The organism is Ruminococcus sp. zg-924 (assembly GCF_024433635.1).
Classification (GTDB): domain Bacteria; phylum Bacillota; class Clostridia; order Oscillospirales; family Acutalibacteraceae; genus UBA7067.
The window spans coordinates 17,221-31,673 of the sequence record NZ_WNJZ01000005.1 but is presented as its reverse complement, the minus strand read 5'-3'; the positions used below and the strand labels follow the sequence as shown (position 1 = coordinate 31,673).

The 14,453-nt window shown below is 39.2% G+C and carries 14 protein-coding genes and 1 riboswitch; all 14 genes read left to right on the top strand.

Going from position 1 to position 14,453, the window contains the following annotated elements; translation table 11 throughout:
- Positions 1-3: 3 nt before the first annotated feature.
- The 14 genes from GMA13_RS03415 (at position 4) to GMA13_RS03350 (ending at position 14,447) form a co-directional block, all read left to right on the top strand.
- A complete protein-coding gene (locus GMA13_RS03415; protein ID WP_305119686.1) occupies positions 4-624 on the top strand; it encodes a 4'-phosphopantetheinyl transferase superfamily protein in 621 nt (206 codons plus the stop codon).
- 17 nt (positions 625-641) lie between these two features.
- Positions 642-825, top strand: a riboswitch (cobalamin riboswitch).
- Positions 826-925: 100 nt separating this feature from the next.
- On the top strand, positions 926-1,891 hold the full coding sequence (locus tag GMA13_RS03410; RefSeq protein WP_255882697.1) for a dockerin type I domain-containing protein: 966 nt from the start codon (positions 926-928) through the stop codon (positions 1,889-1,891).
- Positions 1,892-1,959: 68 nt separating this feature from the next.
- Positions 1,960-3,669, top strand: a complete 1,710-nt coding sequence (locus tag GMA13_RS03405; protein WP_255882696.1) for a prenyltransferase/squalene oxidase repeat-containing protein — start codon at positions 1,960-1,962, stop codon at positions 3,667-3,669.
- A 2-nt stretch (positions 3,670-3,671) separates the two neighbouring features.
- Positions 3,672-4,211, top strand: a complete 540-nt coding sequence (locus GMA13_RS03400; RefSeq protein ID WP_255882695.1) for a DUF4430 domain-containing protein — start codon at positions 3,672-3,674, stop codon at positions 4,209-4,211.
- Between the two features lie 12 nt (positions 4,212-4,223).
- Positions 4,224-5,072, top strand: a complete 849-nt coding sequence (locus GMA13_RS03395; protein ID WP_255882694.1) for an energy-coupling factor transporter transmembrane component T — start codon at positions 4,224-4,226, stop codon at positions 5,070-5,072.
- Positions 5,045-6,667 carry an ABC transporter ATP-binding protein gene (locus GMA13_RS03390; protein WP_255882693.1) on the top strand — a complete coding sequence of 541 codons (1,623 nt, stop codon included), beginning with the start codon at positions 5,045-5,047 and terminating at the stop codon, positions 6,665-6,667. The genes GMA13_RS03395 and GMA13_RS03390 overlap by 28 nt, the downstream gene beginning before the upstream one ends.
- A 2-nt stretch (positions 6,668-6,669) precedes the next feature.
- Positions 6,670-7,353 carry an ECF transporter S component gene (locus tag GMA13_RS03385; RefSeq protein ID WP_255882692.1) on the top strand — a complete coding sequence of 228 codons (684 nt, stop codon included), beginning with the start codon at positions 6,670-6,672 and terminating at the stop codon, positions 7,351-7,353.
- A gap of 370 nt (positions 7,354-7,723) precedes the next feature.
- Positions 7,724-7,972 (top strand): helix-turn-helix domain-containing protein, encoded by a 249-nt coding sequence (locus tag GMA13_RS03380; protein WP_255882691.1) that lies wholly within the window; start codon positions 7,724-7,726, stop codon positions 7,970-7,972.
- A gap of 224 nt (positions 7,973-8,196) precedes the next feature.
- Positions 8,197-9,570: a DNA repair protein RadA gene (gene radA / locus GMA13_RS03375; protein ID WP_255882690.1), complete on the top strand. Its 1,374-nt coding sequence runs from the start codon at positions 8,197-8,199 to the stop codon at positions 9,568-9,570.
- Positions 9,571-9,743: 173 nt separating this feature from the next.
- On the top strand, positions 9,744-11,111 hold the full coding sequence (locus tag GMA13_RS03370; protein WP_255882689.1) for a sodium-dependent transporter: 1,368 nt from the start codon (positions 9,744-9,746) through the stop codon (positions 11,109-11,111).
- 24 nt (positions 11,112-11,135) lie between these two features.
- Entirely contained in the window at positions 11,136-11,840 is a 705-nt protein-coding gene (locus tag GMA13_RS03365) for an AzlC family ABC transporter permease (RefSeq protein ID WP_255882688.1), read from the top strand.
- Positions 11,834-12,151, top strand: a complete 318-nt coding sequence (locus GMA13_RS03360; RefSeq protein WP_255882687.1) for an AzlD domain-containing protein — start codon at positions 11,834-11,836, stop codon at positions 12,149-12,151. The genes GMA13_RS03365 and GMA13_RS03360 overlap by 7 nt, the downstream gene beginning before the upstream one ends.
- Before the next feature lie 87 nt (positions 12,152-12,238).
- On the top strand, positions 12,239-13,270 hold the full coding sequence (locus GMA13_RS03355; protein ID WP_255882686.1) for an efflux RND transporter periplasmic adaptor subunit: 1,032 nt from the start codon (positions 12,239-12,241) through the stop codon (positions 13,268-13,270).
- Positions 13,263-14,447, top strand: a complete 1,185-nt coding sequence (locus GMA13_RS03350; protein ID WP_255882685.1) for an ABC transporter permease — start codon at positions 13,263-13,265, stop codon at positions 14,445-14,447. Before GMA13_RS03355 ends, GMA13_RS03350 begins: the two co-directional genes overlap by 8 nt.
- Positions 14,448-14,453 lie beyond the last annotated feature (6 nt).

The following is a 14,453-nucleotide window of genomic DNA, read 5'->3' as shown; positions in this document are numbered from 1 at the left end:
TTCATGACTAAAATATACTATATGGAAAGCGCACTGGCAAAGCCTTTTGTTTACAAAGCAGAAAGCCTTTTGTCAGCCGAACGGTTTGAGCGGTTTAAAAGGCTCAAAAAAAAGGATGATAAGCTTGATTGTCTTGCAATCGGCTTGATTATAAATAAAGTGTTTGGCGATAACTCTGTTCTCTATAAAGATAAAAACGGTTGTCCGTGTTTAAAACACGGCGGTTACATTTCAATATCACACAGCGGAGGAGTTTGCGCTGTTGCGGTATCAGATTCTTCGGTTGGGCTTGATATTCAAGAGCACAGTGAGAGAAATTATATGTCGATAGGACGGATTGTATTTTGTGAAAACGAGCTTTCTTATCTTTCACAGACCTTCGACTTGGAAAACGATTTCTATAAGCTTTGGTGCTTAAAGGAAAGCTATATGAAGGCTAAGGGACTTGGCTTTGAACTCTCGCCTAAAAGCTTCAGCTTTGGTATTTCTGGTAAAGATATTATTCTGAATTCTAATGACGAAAAGCAGTGGAGTTTTGCCTGCTTTAATATCGGTGAGCTTACTGCTGCACTGTGCTGTGAAACTTGCTGTGAATATTCGCTAATAAATATTTCCTTGACATAGAGTGCGATATCGTATAAACTTAACATTGTATTTGCGGTTTCTCTTTACAGAGAATTAAAAGGGAATGCGGTTAGAATCCGCAGCAGTCCCCGCTACTGTAAAAATGACGAAAGCTCTATAAAAGTCACTGACTTCGGTCGGGAAGGCGAGCAATTAGGTTGAATTTGAGCCAGGAGACCTGCCGCACTTACAGTAAACTGACATTTCGGAGGAGAATGGCTGTACTTTATATAAGTATTGCTGCGCCGTTATGGCGCTTTTTTGTTTTCCGAAATAAAAATTTTAATCGGAGGAATTAAAAATGAAAGCAATCAAAAAAATCACAACAGCTGCAATGTCGCTTATTCTTGTACTTGGCATATTTGCAACAAGTGCCGCTGCAGCACCAAACGAAGAAAAAACTGTTACTGTTTCAATTGAAGCATTCTCAATCGGCTGCGGATATGTTGTAGAGCCGACACTGATAAGCTTTAACGAGGGCGATACGGCAGCAACAGCCGTGCAAAAAGCTCTTGAACAAAAACAAATAGCATTTAGCTCAACGAACGAGTACGGATTTTACCTAAAAGGCATAACCTTCGCTCATACTGACAAAATTCCGTCATATATATTAAATACTATCATTGCACACGACGATGAATATGATGAGGATATTCTTTTTGGAGATTATCTTGACGAGGACTATACTCCTAATGATTTAATTGCCGGCGACTATTATCCGCTTTCCGGCTGGATGTTCAGCGTTAATCAGCCAACAGCTGAATCATTGTCATTGGGTTTATCGCAAACTAAGCTTAACAACGGCGATGTTATCAGGGTTCAATTTTCACTCGACTGTGGTGCAGATATAGGTCTTGCAAATCTCTCAGGTATGCCGCAGTGGGGATATCACTCGGATTTCTACGAAACAACAGACAAAACTGAGCTTACAAGGGTAATTGGGCAGTCGAGTGCAACTAAACCCTCACCGCTTTACAACTCTGTTGAAATATTAAAAAACACCGCCGCCAATCTTCCGGCAACGAAACAAGAGGTTGATTCAGTCCTTAGTGACTATAACACCATAGCAAGACTCAATCCGATTACAGGTGATGTTGACCTGAGCGGCTCCGTATCTGTAAAGGATGCAATACTTATTCAGAAATCTTCACTTGAAATTACAAGCCTTGACAGCGTACAAGCTCTTATCGCTGATTGTAACAGCGACGGTTCAGTAAATCTTTCAGACGCAATTACTGTGCAAAAAATCGGAATTGGTATAGTATAAGACATTTTACGGGCGTAGCATTATAGCTGCGCCCGTACTGAATAAATATCTGTTTTGGAGGAATTAAAATGAAAAGAGCAGCTGCAATATTTTTATTTGTACTTATTCTTATGTCTTCTGTTACTGTTGCAGGAGCTGCGGATTATTCCTCATACGATTTCAGAACAACTGCCAACGGTATAGTAAAATGGAAGAAAAATGCTGAGGGAACAGGAAATTGCCTTTTTACCGATAAATTCACGCAGAATATTGCAAATTCTTCAGGTGGTGAGTGGTATGCCTGCTATATGGGCAGGCTCGGCTTTGAGGATAATCCACAAGGCTTTCTTGATTCAATTACAACTTATGTAGTCAAAAAATATAATGAAAGCGGTACGCTTTCCGATACCTACGCCACCGACTATCATAAAATCGCTTTAGCTGTAATATCAGCGGGCGGAAACCCTTATAATGTCGGCGGTGTAAACCTTATCGCAGACGGAGTGTACAACAGAAAAAGAACAGCCTCATTAGGTAAACAGGGAATCAACGGCTGGACATGGGGGCTTATTACTCTCGATAGCCTTAATACAAAAATTCCTGATGGCAGCAGCTATAACAGAGAAGAAATTATCATTGAAATACTTAAATATCAAATTAAAGACGGCGGTTTCTCTGTTGTTCCTATGGCTACCAAATCAGACATTGACATAACAGCGATGACTCTTTGCGCACTTGCGCCTTATCAGTATGACAATAAAAGCTACACATATGTTCCGAAGTATGGCAGAAAAAACAGAACCGTAACTAAGACTGTCGGTCAAATCATTGACGAATCGCTCGCATTTCTTTCTGATGCACAACAGCAGGACGGTGGATATGAGTCTTTCGGAACTGTAAACAGTGAAAGTGTAAGCCAGGTTATAATCACTCTATGCTCGCTTGGAATTGACCCTCAGTCAGATAAGCGATTTGTAAAAAATCGTAGCTTGCTTGATTCATTAATGAGCTATAAACAAAGCGACGGCGGTTTTGCACATAAGCCGGGCGGTGGCTCTGACGCTATGGCAAGTGAGCAGGCTTTGGGTGCAGTTGCGGCTCTTGAACGTTTTTACGGCGGCGGTGCACGATTATTTGACTTTACCGACGGCATTAGGATGACAACATTTGTTCCAAAGACAGACAACGAGCAGCCAACCATACCCGTACCGTCAAATCCACACAAAACATCAAGCAGCAATAGTTCAAGCTCTTCAAGTGTGAATTCTGCTCAAAATCATGGCGGAAGTACAACTGCCGCTTTATCGTCAAGCTCAAATTCTGCAAATTCTTCTCAATCAGCTTCATCTATCGGTGGTACTACGGGCGGAAGTGTGAAAGCTAATGAAAAGGAAAGTGCAAAGGCGACAAAGAGCAATGATGCGTCAGGCAACAGTAGTTCAAACAGCATTTTAGAACAGAAAAACAGCTCCGAAAGTACAAGCTCACAAGAGATGATAACTCAAAGCAGTGATAACGACGGCCCTGCAATAAATTCAACTGCATTCGTTTTGCTTGGCATAATTTTGATTGCTGCTTTCGTTGGGTATTATTTATACAGAAAGAAAAAAGGACTTATAAAGCAAAAACCTGAGGACGATTTTTTTAATATGCTCAAAAAGGATAGGGAAGAGTTTGAAAAGCAAAGCGACGAAGAATTAAATTCGGATAGCGAAGATTCAGAAAATGAAAACGCTTCCGGAAATGAAATGCTCGACAGCTCTGCAAATGATGATAACGGACTTACAACGGAGGAGTGAATATGAAAAAGCATCTGACATTTCTCGTATCATTGCTTTGCATTGCCTTGACATTCACCTCTTGCTCAATTCAAAGTGTTGACGATTACTATTCCTCTTCCGGCTCAAGTGGCAACGGCAGTTATGCAACTGTTTCCATAGATTGCAAAACCATACTTGATAACTATGATATGCTTGATGAAAGCATTAAAAATGAAAAGTATGTTCCGAATGACGGAGTTATCCTTGAAGAAACGAAATATCCTATTGATGAAAATGACACAGCCTTTTCAATTCTGCAAAAAGCAACAAAAGATAAGCGTATTCATCTGGAGTTTCAGGGAGCAGAGCAGAACGCCCTTGGTTCGGTTTATGTTAAGGGAATAAATCATATATACGAATTTTCCTGCGGGGAGCTGAGCGGATGGTATTACAGCGTAAACGGAGAGTTTGGGAATACCTCGTCTGCAAATTATAAGCTGAGTGATGGTGATGTTGTACGGTGGCAGTACACTTGCAATTTGGGTGCTGACCTTGGAGCACCAAATTTTAGCGAAAACTAAGGAGTGGAAATAATGCAGAGGTTTTCGGCTTTTCACCCTATTTCATCATTTTTATATCTGATTTCAGCTGTGTGCATAACTATGTTCAGCCGCAATATCGTAATTGCGGCAATTTCAATTGTAGCGGCGTTTGTTTTCTATCTGTCGCTAAAAGCAACACAAAGCGTGTGGATATATCCACTTATCTTTTTGCTTACAGCCATAACAAACCCAATATTTAGTCATAACGGTGTCACAGTGCTTTTTTTCTTAAACGGAAACCCTATAACGCTGGAGGCATTTGTGTACGGTGTATACCTCGGAGCAGTTATAATTGCAGTTTTGCTGTGGTTTTCCTGCTATAACACCGTAATTACATCGGACAAGTTTCTGTGCCTGTTTGGCGCTGTTATGCCAAAAGCAGCTCTAACAATATCTATGGCTTTAAGGCTCGTACCACAATTTATCAGTGGTGGTCGAGAAATGCTTGAAATACAGAATTCTATCATTCCTATTAGATGCGGAATAATAAAAAGGGTAAAAAAACATATCGCCATTTTCTCCTGCCTTATTACTCGCAGTCTTGAGGGTGCTGTTGAACAATTAAGCTCAATGAAAGCAAGAGGCTATGGCTTACATAAAAGGGTAAGCTACTCTCGCTTTCGATTTACATTTGCTGATTTTCTGCTGCTGATTTATACTATAACAGGCTTTGTGTATATTGTCTTTTTCAGCGGCTTACTAAACTATAACTATTATCCGGAGATGGATAAAATTAATTTTGATGTATCGTACATCCTATGTGCGGTTTTTCTCCTAATGCCGACTGCAATAAATCTGTGGGGTGAGATTAAATGGAAATACTCAATCTCGAAAATTTAAGCTTTAAATACTCCACAGGGCAGGATTATGCCATTAATAATATAAACCTGACAGTTGAAGAAGGTGAGATCCTTCTGCTGTGCGGCAGCAGTGGCAGCGGCAAAACAACACTTTTAAAGTTAATAAAAAAAGAGCTTTCACCTGTTGGTGAGCTTAACGGTAAAATAACTCTGTTCGGCAATCCTCGTGATAATGAAAATTCCTGTGACGTTGGATTAGTAATGCAGAATCCTCATAATCAAATTGTTACTGACAAGGTATGGCACGAATTAGCGTTTGGTCTTGAGAACTTAGGAATTGATAAAAACACAATAAGACTCAGAACAGGTGAGATGGCAAGCTTTCTCGGCATTTCATCTTGGTTTGACAAAAACACAAGTGAGCTTTCCGGCGGTCAGACCCAAATTTTAAACTTAGCGTCTGTCATGGCGATGCAGCCTCGGTTGCTTCTCCTTGACGAGCCTGTATCACAGCTTGACCCAATAGCGGCACGAGAATTTTTAAACGCTGTTACAAGGTTAAACAGGGAAACAGGCACAACCGTAATTATGACTGAACACCGCCTTGAAGATGCTTTTGTGCTTGCTGACAGGGTCGCTGTTATGGAAAACGGCAGAATAAAATATTGTGATACACCTAAAAGCATAGCCGAACAAATTATCAAAGACAAGGCTTCACCATTGTTCAACTCACTTCCTGCCTCTTCAAGAATATATGCAATGACAAACGGCGATGGAGAATGCCCGATAGATGTCAGACAGGGCAGAGCGTACCTTAGAAAGGCTTTTGAGGGGAAATATATAAAACAAAATATTGAAAAAGCAAAAATGAATAATAGACAGCGAATAATAAAGCTTCATAATATTCACTTTCGCTATCAGAAAAATACACCCGATGTTCTTCGCCAGCTTGACCTTGACGTATACAAAGGAGAGAGTCTATGCATCTTAGGTGCAAATGGAGCTGGTAAAAGTACACTTTTGCGTATGCTTAGTGGAGGAATTAAGCCGTATATCGGAAAGATGAAATCTGATAACAAGCATAGAATTTCCATGCTGCCACAAAGAGCAGAGCTTGTATTCTTAAAGGATAATCTGCTTGAAGATTTAACTGAATGTTGCAAAGAAATTGGATATTCTGATAAAGACGGAGCAGAAAAAATAGCACAGCTTTCTCAAGTGTTTAATATTTCAAATCTGTTTGACCGTCATCCTTACGATTTAAGCGGCGGAGAAACTCAGCGTGCCGCATTGACAAAGCTTATGCTCAAAAATCCGGATGTTCTGCTTCTTGATGAACCCACAAAGGGTATAGACCCCAATGGCAAGAAGGAGCTAACGGGGTTAATCAAGGCTATGTGCAAACAAGGAGTAACGGTGATAACTGTTACTCATGATATTGAATTTTCTGCACAAACGGCAGACCGTTGCGCTTTGCTCTTTAACGGTGAAATCATCTCTTGTTCAGCACCGCAAAGCTTTTTCTGCGGTAATTGCTTCTACACAACTGACGCAAACAGAATATCAAGGGGTATAATTGATAATGCCGTAACCTGTGAAGATGTTGCGAAAATGTGGAAAGCTTCGGAGGAGTGAATATGAGCGTTTTGAAAAAAACAATTGCGTCTATACTGCTTTTAATAGCTGTTCCGATAACTGTTATACTTTCATACACACTTTTCAGTAACAACAGGTATGATATTGCATCATTAATTATAGCTGTATTATCAACACTTGCGTTTGTTTTGAGTTTCGAGAAAAATGCTGCTAACGGAAAGCTTGTTGCAGTTATAGCTGTAATGATTGCACTGTCAGTGGCAGGCAGATTTGTTTTCTCACCTATTCCGTTTTTTAAACCGGTTACATCAATTGTCATTATTACTGCACTGTACTTCGGTGGTGAATGTGGATTTATTACCGGCGCATTTTCCGCACTGCTGTCTAATTTTTATTTTGGACAAGGTCCGTGGACCCCGTTTCAGATGATGGTGTGGGGATTAGTCGGCTTACTTTCAGGCGTGCTTGCAAGATATATTATAAAGAATAAGTTAACTATTTCGCTGTGGGGTATCTTCTCAGGCGTTTTCTATTCTATGGTAATGGATATATGGACAACTCTGTGGGCAGACGGAGGCTTTAATGTTGAGCGTTATTTTGCATTTTTCGCAACATCACTGCCAATAATGGCTGTTTATGCTGTGTCAAACGTTGTTTTTCTTCTTTTAATGACGAAACCTATCGGAAAGAAACTTCAACGAATTAAAACTAAATACGGAATATGAAAATTAATAACGGTAAAACTTCACAAATTTTTTTATTAAATTTATGGCTGCTGAATAATTCCTTTGTGAAAATAAACAAACATTTTATTCTTATAAATCCGAAACAGATTTTACAGGCTTTACGTTTTGTATATTTACTGCTTCACTTTTTTGTAAGTACTGTATTTTGTTGCCTAAGACAAAAATCGGCACAAATGTTGAGATTTTTAAATTTTGTTGCTATTTTTTGCAAAAAAGAACTTGTTTTTTTTCTTTTATAATATTATAATCTTTACAGGATGCCAAAATATGCGATAATAATTTCTAACAATTGCAATTGAAGTATTTTCACGTATTTTGTGCTTATAGAATTTGGCGGAGTGATAATGTAATGAGATTGCGTAAGCAAGAGCTTGGCACAAGAAATCTAATAGGTGCAAGGGTAGAGTCAGCAAGAAAAAAGAAGGGCATGAAGCAAAAGGAGCTTTTAGCTCAGCTTCAAGTGAACGGTGTTGATATGAACGCCTCGGGTCTTTCTAAACTTGAGGGGCAGATAAGGTTTGTAACAGACGTTGAGCTTGTTGCTCTTGCGGACATACTTGAGGTTTCTGTTGATTATCTCTTGGGCAGGACAGATTAATTGCAGTACAGTTTAAACAGCGGCAAAAGCCGCTGTTTTTTATAGTATTCTATAAGAATTTATCGGCGTTGTTTTGCTTGCAATCGCGACTTTTTAGTGATATACTTAAAAATAATGTGGTATTTAAGGAGTGAACGTTTTGTTTTCTCCTTTTATTTAGCTTTATACGCTTAAAATCGAAACAGAAAAACCCGATAATCCACTGATAATTGAGGTGAAAGCAAATGGCTAAAATCAAAAGCGTTTACATATGCTCAAATTGTGGCTATGAATCTGCCAAGTGGTTAGGAAAATGCCCAGGATGCGGCGAATGGAATACTATGAATGAGGAAATAAAAGAAGCCGCTAAAAACCCATCAACCATAAAATCTAAAACAGCTATATATTCTCCACCACAGGAAATTACTGATATTGACACCGACGATGAAAAAAGATACTCAACCGGCTCTAAGGAATTAAATCGTGTGCTTGGCGGCGGACTTGTTAAAGGCTCACTTGTACTTATCGGCGGAGATCCGGGAATAGGTAAATCGACAATATTAATGCAGGTATGCAATTATATGGGACAAAACGGAAAAAAAGTACTGTATGTTTCCGGCGAAGAATCTAAAAGACAGATTAAGCTTAGAGCATCTCGGCTTGGGGTTGACGGGAATAACATTTTTCTCTACACTCAAACAGATTGCCAGACAATATGCGAATTAATTAAGGAAGAATCGCCGGAATTAGTTGTAATAGATTCAATCCAAACCATGAGCTTATCTGACTTAAGCTCGTCACCCGGCAGTGTAACTCAGGTTAGAGAATGTACAAATATGTTTATGCGTTGCGCTAAAAGCCTTGATGTGCCGATTATAGTAGTCGGTCATGTTAACAAAGATGGTGCAATAGCAGGTCCAAAGGTGCTTGAGCATATTGTCGACACTGTGTTGTATTTTGAGGGCGACAAGCAAATGACGTACCGCATTTTGCGTGCTATTAAAAACAGATACGGTTCAACAAATGAAATAGGTGTTCTTGAAATGAGCGACAAGGGGTTATTTGATGTTGAAAACCCGTCGCTAATGCTTCTATCAGGCAGACCGAAAAATGTTAGCGGTACCTGCGTTGCCTGCGCTATTGAGGGAACAAGGCCTATTCTTGCTGAAGTACAGGGATTGGTTTGCTCAAGCAACTACGGCAATCCTCGAAGAATGGCAACAGGCTTTGACTTTAACAGGATGTCGCTTCTGCTTGCTGTTCTTGAAAAAAGGGCAGGTTTCTTCTTTTCTAACACAGATGCTTATCTGAACATTGTCGGTGGCTTAAGACTTGACGAGCCTGCTGTTGACCTTGCTGTTGCAATGGCTCTTGTCAGCAGTCTTAAGGACAAACCAATTGATGAAAGAACGCTCGCTTTTGGTGAATTAGGTCTTGCAGGCGAAATCAGAGCTGTTTCGCACTGCGGATTGAGAATAAGCGAGGCACAACGCCTTGGTTTTGAACGCTGTATTGTACCATATTACAGCCTTAAAAGTATAAACAAATCAAATTACACTGATATTGAAATTATAGGTGTAAAAAATATAAGAGAAGCTTTTTCTTTTGTATCTGATTAGTATTATATTTTTCATATCCATATATAATTAGGTATTCTACACACACTGCGGAATACCTTTTTGTATGTATTCATAAGGTTTTATTTGTTCATTTAGGAAATTACAGCTTTATGATATAATAACAAATTATCAATTCATAGCTAAAATCAATATTTGTGAGGGGTTACGAAAATATGCAAAGAGAACGATTAGGCAGCCGTCTTGGCTTTATTCTGCTCAGTGCGGGCTGTGCAATTGGAATAGGAAACGTGTGGAAATTCCCATACGTTGTTGGTCAGTACGGCGGTGGTGCATTTGTCTTAATCTATTTATTCTTTTTGATTATTATGGGTGTTCCGGTTATGACAATGGAATTCTCTTTAGGGCGTGCAAGCCAGAAAAGCGCTGCAAAACTTTATCAGCAGCTTGAACCAAAGGGCACAAAATGGCACATTCACGGTTCTGTTGCAGTCATAGGCAACTACCTTCTTATGATGTTTTACACAAGTGTCACTGGTTGGATGCTTCAGTATTTTGTTTCAATGGCAACCGGAAAATTTGAGGGACTTGATACAAACGGAGTTGCACAGCACTTTGACAATATGCTGCTTGACCAAAATTCAATGGTATTGTATATGCTGATTGTTGTTATTATCGGCTTTTTAGTATGCTCATTCGGACTCAAAAACGGGTTAGAGAGAATAACAAAAGTCCTTATGATAGCTCTGCTTGCGATTATGGTTATTCTTGCCGTAAACAGTATATTTATGGACGGAGGAGAAAAAGGCTTGGCATTTTATCTTCTGCCCGATTTCAACAGAATGGTTGAAGCAGGCATCGGCAATGTTATAGTTGCGGCTATGAATCAGGCGTTCTTTACACTCAGCCTTGGAATGGGCGCAATGGCTATATTTGGAAGCTATATAGGCAAAGAGAGAAGTCTTATGGGCGAGGCTGTCAATGTTGCTCTGCTTGATACATTTGTAGCGTTCGTTTCAGGTCTTATAATTTTCCCGGCATGCTTTGCTTACAACGTAGAAGCCGGCAGTGGTCCTAGCCTTATTTTTATTACACTTCCAAATATATTTAACAATATGCCTATGGGAAGAATATGGGGCACTCTTTTCTTTGTATTTATGTCTTTTGCTGCACTTTCAACCATCTTTACAGTGTTTGAAGGTATAATCTCATCCTCAATGGATTTATTTAATTGGAGCAGAAAAAAGGCTTGTGCGATAAACGCTGTGTTAATGTCTGTACTCTCTCTTCCGTGTACTCTCGGCTTTAATTTACTCAGTAACATTCACCCATTCGGAGCAGATTCGACAATAATGGACCTTGAGGATTTCCTTGTAAGCAATATTATCCTTCCGTTAGGCTCGTTAGTATTTATTCTCTTTTGCGTAAGTAAAAAAGGTTGGGGATGGCAAAGCTTTGTTAAAGAAGCCAATACCGGTAAGGGTATTAAGGTTAAAAGCTTTATGCGAGGATATATGACATATATTTTGCCTGTTATAGTCTTTATTATTTTTGCAGTTGGAATATACAATTTCTTTAAGTAAAGACGGTTTATGAGGGGTAAAAATATGACGGACTTAAAAAAAGGACTGAGGGACGGAATTCCTATAGGTTTGGGATATATATCGGTTTCCTTCACATTCGGTCTTCAATCAATCGCCTCCGGTCTTAATTGGTGGGAGACTGTGTTGGTTTCGCTGACAAACCTCACATCTGCAGGTCAGTTCGCAGGACTTGATATAATGGTAAGAGGCGGTGGATTTTGGGTAGAAATGGCTTGCGCTCAGCTGATTATAAATCTACGTTACGCTCTTATGTCGCTTTCATTATCACAAAAAACGGATAAAAGCGTTAAAGGTATTCACCGCTGGCTGACAGGCTTTGGCATTACCGACGAAATATTTGCAGTATCAATGGGCAACGAAAATGAAGTCAGCCGTAACTACCTTTACGGTATTATTGCATTGCCTGTCTTAGGGTGGACATCAGGTACATTCCTCGGAGCAGTAGCAGGACAAATTTTGCCCGGAGTTGTAAGAGATTCGCTGTGCATTGCAATTTATGGTATGTTCTTGGCAATAATAATACCACCGGCAAAGAAAAATTCGGCAATATTAAAGGTTATAGTTATCTCCGTACTGTTGAGCTGCGCATTTAAATGGGTACCTGTGTTGAGCAGCGTTTCAAGCGGCTTTGTAATTATAATCTGTACAGTAGTTGCAGCTCTGGTAGGAGCAATTTTCTTCCCGATAAAGGAGGAAACGCAATGTTAGTAAAAGACTTTTTCATCTATCTTTTTATTATGGCAGGAGTTACATATCTTATAAGAGTAATTCCGTTTGTTATTTTCAGAGGTAAAATCACAAACACTTTTATAAAAAGCTTTTTGTACTATGTGCCTTACGCAGTGCTCGGAGCTATGACTTTTCCTGCTATTTTGTTTTCAACAGGAAATTATGTTGCTTCGGCAGCAGGTTTTGCTGTTGCCTGCATACTTGCTTTTAAGGAAAAAAGCTTGTTAACTGTAGCGGTGTTTGCCTGCGCTGCTGCGCTGTGTATAAATTTAATCTGTATGGCAGTATAAGGCAAATCCTAAATGATAAAATTAATACACTAACATTAATAAAACACGCTATTCGATAAATAATAGAATAGCAAGGGAGTGGTGTTAGTGGTTAAAAAATCTACAATTATTGCTTTAACAGCAGTTATTATATCGTTATGCTTTATTACAAGCGGAATAATCATTTCAAAGGTTCCAAATGTTAAGGTTATATCTGTTGACCCTCAAAAAGTAGATACAACGGTTATATGCACAGGAAGAATGGAATACAGCGACAACCAAATTTTGTGCGCTAATCAGCTTGCTGTTGTTGAAGAAGTTTTTGTAACAGAAGGAGATATAATTAAAAAAGGAGATAAGCTATATTCTTATATTCCTCAAAATACGTCGACATTAGGCTCTCAGGTTGATGAAGCCGCAAAAATGACTGAAGATGAAATAATAAAATCAGTTTTAAGCGGAGATATAAGCTCGCTTGACAGTTACGAAAAGGATGGTATCGCTGTATCAACTAAAGTTGATAACGGCGCTGAGCCAATTCTTGTTTGCAGCGATTATGACGGAGCAGTAGGCGAAGTTAATATTAAGAAAGGAAATCTTATCTCTCCGGGTGACGAATTAATAACATTTGCAGAAAGTAATTCAATGCAGGCACGGCTCAGTGTAAGCGAAAATAAAATAAGTGAAATAAAGGTTGGACAAAAAGCAAAGTTAACCTGCAATGCGGTCAAAAACAATATTATGAACGGCACTGTTTTCAAAATAGGTAATTCTGCAAAGCAAACTACTACAAGCACAGGTAAAGAAACAACAATAGATGTAATTGTAAAAATAGACAGCGGTTTGACAGACGTTGTAAAGTCAGGCTACTCGGTAAAATGCACTATAACTGTCGGAAGTAAGGACAACGCCGTAATATTGCCGTATGAATCTATTAAATACGATGACAGTGGAGAGGAATATGTTCTTTGCTATTCCCAGGCAGGAATATGTGAAAAGCGCAGTGTAAAAACCGGAGAAGAATATAAAAATGGGGTAGAGGTTCTTTCCGGAATTGACGAAAACGAACTGATTATTTCATCACCGGAAGACATTAAAGAACAATCCTTTGCAAAGGCAACGGAGGATGAAAATGATTGATACCTTGTCATGCGCTATGCGCAATATCATCCGCAAAAAAAGCAGAGCCGCATTAACTATGATAGGAATAATAATCGGCGTAACCTCTGTTATTATTATAAGTTGTATCAGCGCCTGCGGCACTACGGCAGTAAATAACGAGCTTGACAGCTTAGGCTTAAGCGGAATGAACATCACAATTAAAGAAGGCAAAAAGCTTCCGTTGACAAATGCAGAGCTTGAGCTTATTTCAACAAACAGTTCAATTGACAGTGCCACGCCTGTTATGGCACTCCCGTCAAGCTTTCTCCTTGGAGATGACAGCACAGATGTGATTACATGGGGTATTAACGAAACTGCGCAAGAAACTGTTTCTCTGAAAGTGTTGTATGGAAGATTTTTTGATAAAAATGATATTGCGTCCTCAGCAAGAGTTTGTATGGTTGACAAGGCTTTTTCTAATCAAAATTTCAGTACAGACAACATAGTCGGCAAAACAGTACGAGTTAATATAAACGGTGCTGTTGAAGATTACAGTGTGGTCGGCGTGTTAAAGACAGGCAGTGGAATGTTACAAAACGCTCTAAGCGGCTATGTGCCGAGCTTTGTTTATATACCGTATACAACGGCGGCTGAAATTACCGGACAGAGCAATTATAATCAAATCATTACAAAGCTTGACAGCGGAGTTGATATTGATGAGCTGTCCGGCAGAATTACTCAGACACTTAACTCATCACAGGGCGTTGATGACGGCTACACAGCAAGCAATATGGCAAAGCAAAGGGATGTTCTTGCAAATATACTGGGCATTGTTACCTTGATTTTAACTGCAATTGGCGCAATTTCTCTTATTGTTGCCGGCCTTAGTATAATGACGGTTATGCTCGTTTCAGTGTCTGAAAGAAAAAGAGAAATCGGAATAAAAAAATCAATAGGTGCGTCAAAGAAAAAGATTGTAAGCGAATTTTTATCAGAAGCATTTTTGCTTTCGTTTATCGGTTCGATAATCGGTGTGATACTTGGGTTGGTTATTTCTTATATTGGTACTTCAATAATGGAAATGACGTTAATAGCAGACTGGAAATATATTGTCTTTACAATTCTGTTCGCAACTATTTCAGGAATTGTATTTGGAGTTTATCCGTCAATTAAGGCTGCTAAGCTTAAGCCTATTGATGCGCTGAAATATGAATAATGGAGA

What these genes read in the sequence shown, in the direction of transcription:
- GMA13_RS03415 (WP_305119686.1), top strand. Translation starts at nt 4, where the DNA reads ATGACTAAAATATACTATATGGAAAGCGCACTGGCAAAGCCTTTTGTT.
- GMA13_RS03410 (WP_255882697.1), top strand. Translation starts at nt 926, where the DNA reads ATGAAAGCAATCAAAAAAATCACAACAGCTGCAATGTCGCTTATTCTT.
- GMA13_RS03405 (WP_255882696.1), top strand. Translation starts at nt 1,960, where the DNA reads ATGAAAAGAGCAGCTGCAATATTTTTATTTGTACTTATTCTTATGTCT.
- GMA13_RS03400 (WP_255882695.1), top strand. Translation starts at nt 3,672, where the DNA reads ATGAAAAAGCATCTGACATTTCTCGTATCATTGCTTTGCATTGCCTTG.
- GMA13_RS03395 (WP_255882694.1), top strand. Translation starts at nt 4,224, where the DNA reads ATGCAGAGGTTTTCGGCTTTTCACCCTATTTCATCATTTTTATATCTG.
- GMA13_RS03390 (WP_255882693.1), top strand. Translation starts at nt 5,045, where the DNA reads ATGGAAATACTCAATCTCGAAAATTTAAGCTTTAAATACTCCACAGGG.
- GMA13_RS03385 (WP_255882692.1), top strand. Translation starts at nt 6,670, where the DNA reads ATGAGCGTTTTGAAAAAAACAATTGCGTCTATACTGCTTTTAATAGCT.
- GMA13_RS03380 (WP_255882691.1), top strand. Translation starts at nt 7,724, where the DNA reads ATGAGATTGCGTAAGCAAGAGCTTGGCACAAGAAATCTAATAGGTGCA.
- radA (WP_255882690.1), top strand. Translation starts at nt 8,197, where the DNA reads ATGGCTAAAATCAAAAGCGTTTACATATGCTCAAATTGTGGCTATGAA.
- GMA13_RS03370 (WP_255882689.1), top strand. Translation starts at nt 9,744, where the DNA reads ATGCAAAGAGAACGATTAGGCAGCCGTCTTGGCTTTATTCTGCTCAGT.
- GMA13_RS03365 (WP_255882688.1), top strand. Translation starts at nt 11,136, where the DNA reads ATGACGGACTTAAAAAAAGGACTGAGGGACGGAATTCCTATAGGTTTG.
- GMA13_RS03360 (WP_255882687.1), top strand. Translation starts at nt 11,834, where the DNA reads ATGTTAGTAAAAGACTTTTTCATCTATCTTTTTATTATGGCAGGAGTT.
- GMA13_RS03350 (WP_255882685.1), top strand. Translation starts at nt 13,263, where the DNA reads ATGATTGATACCTTGTCATGCGCTATGCGCAATATCATCCGCAAAAAA.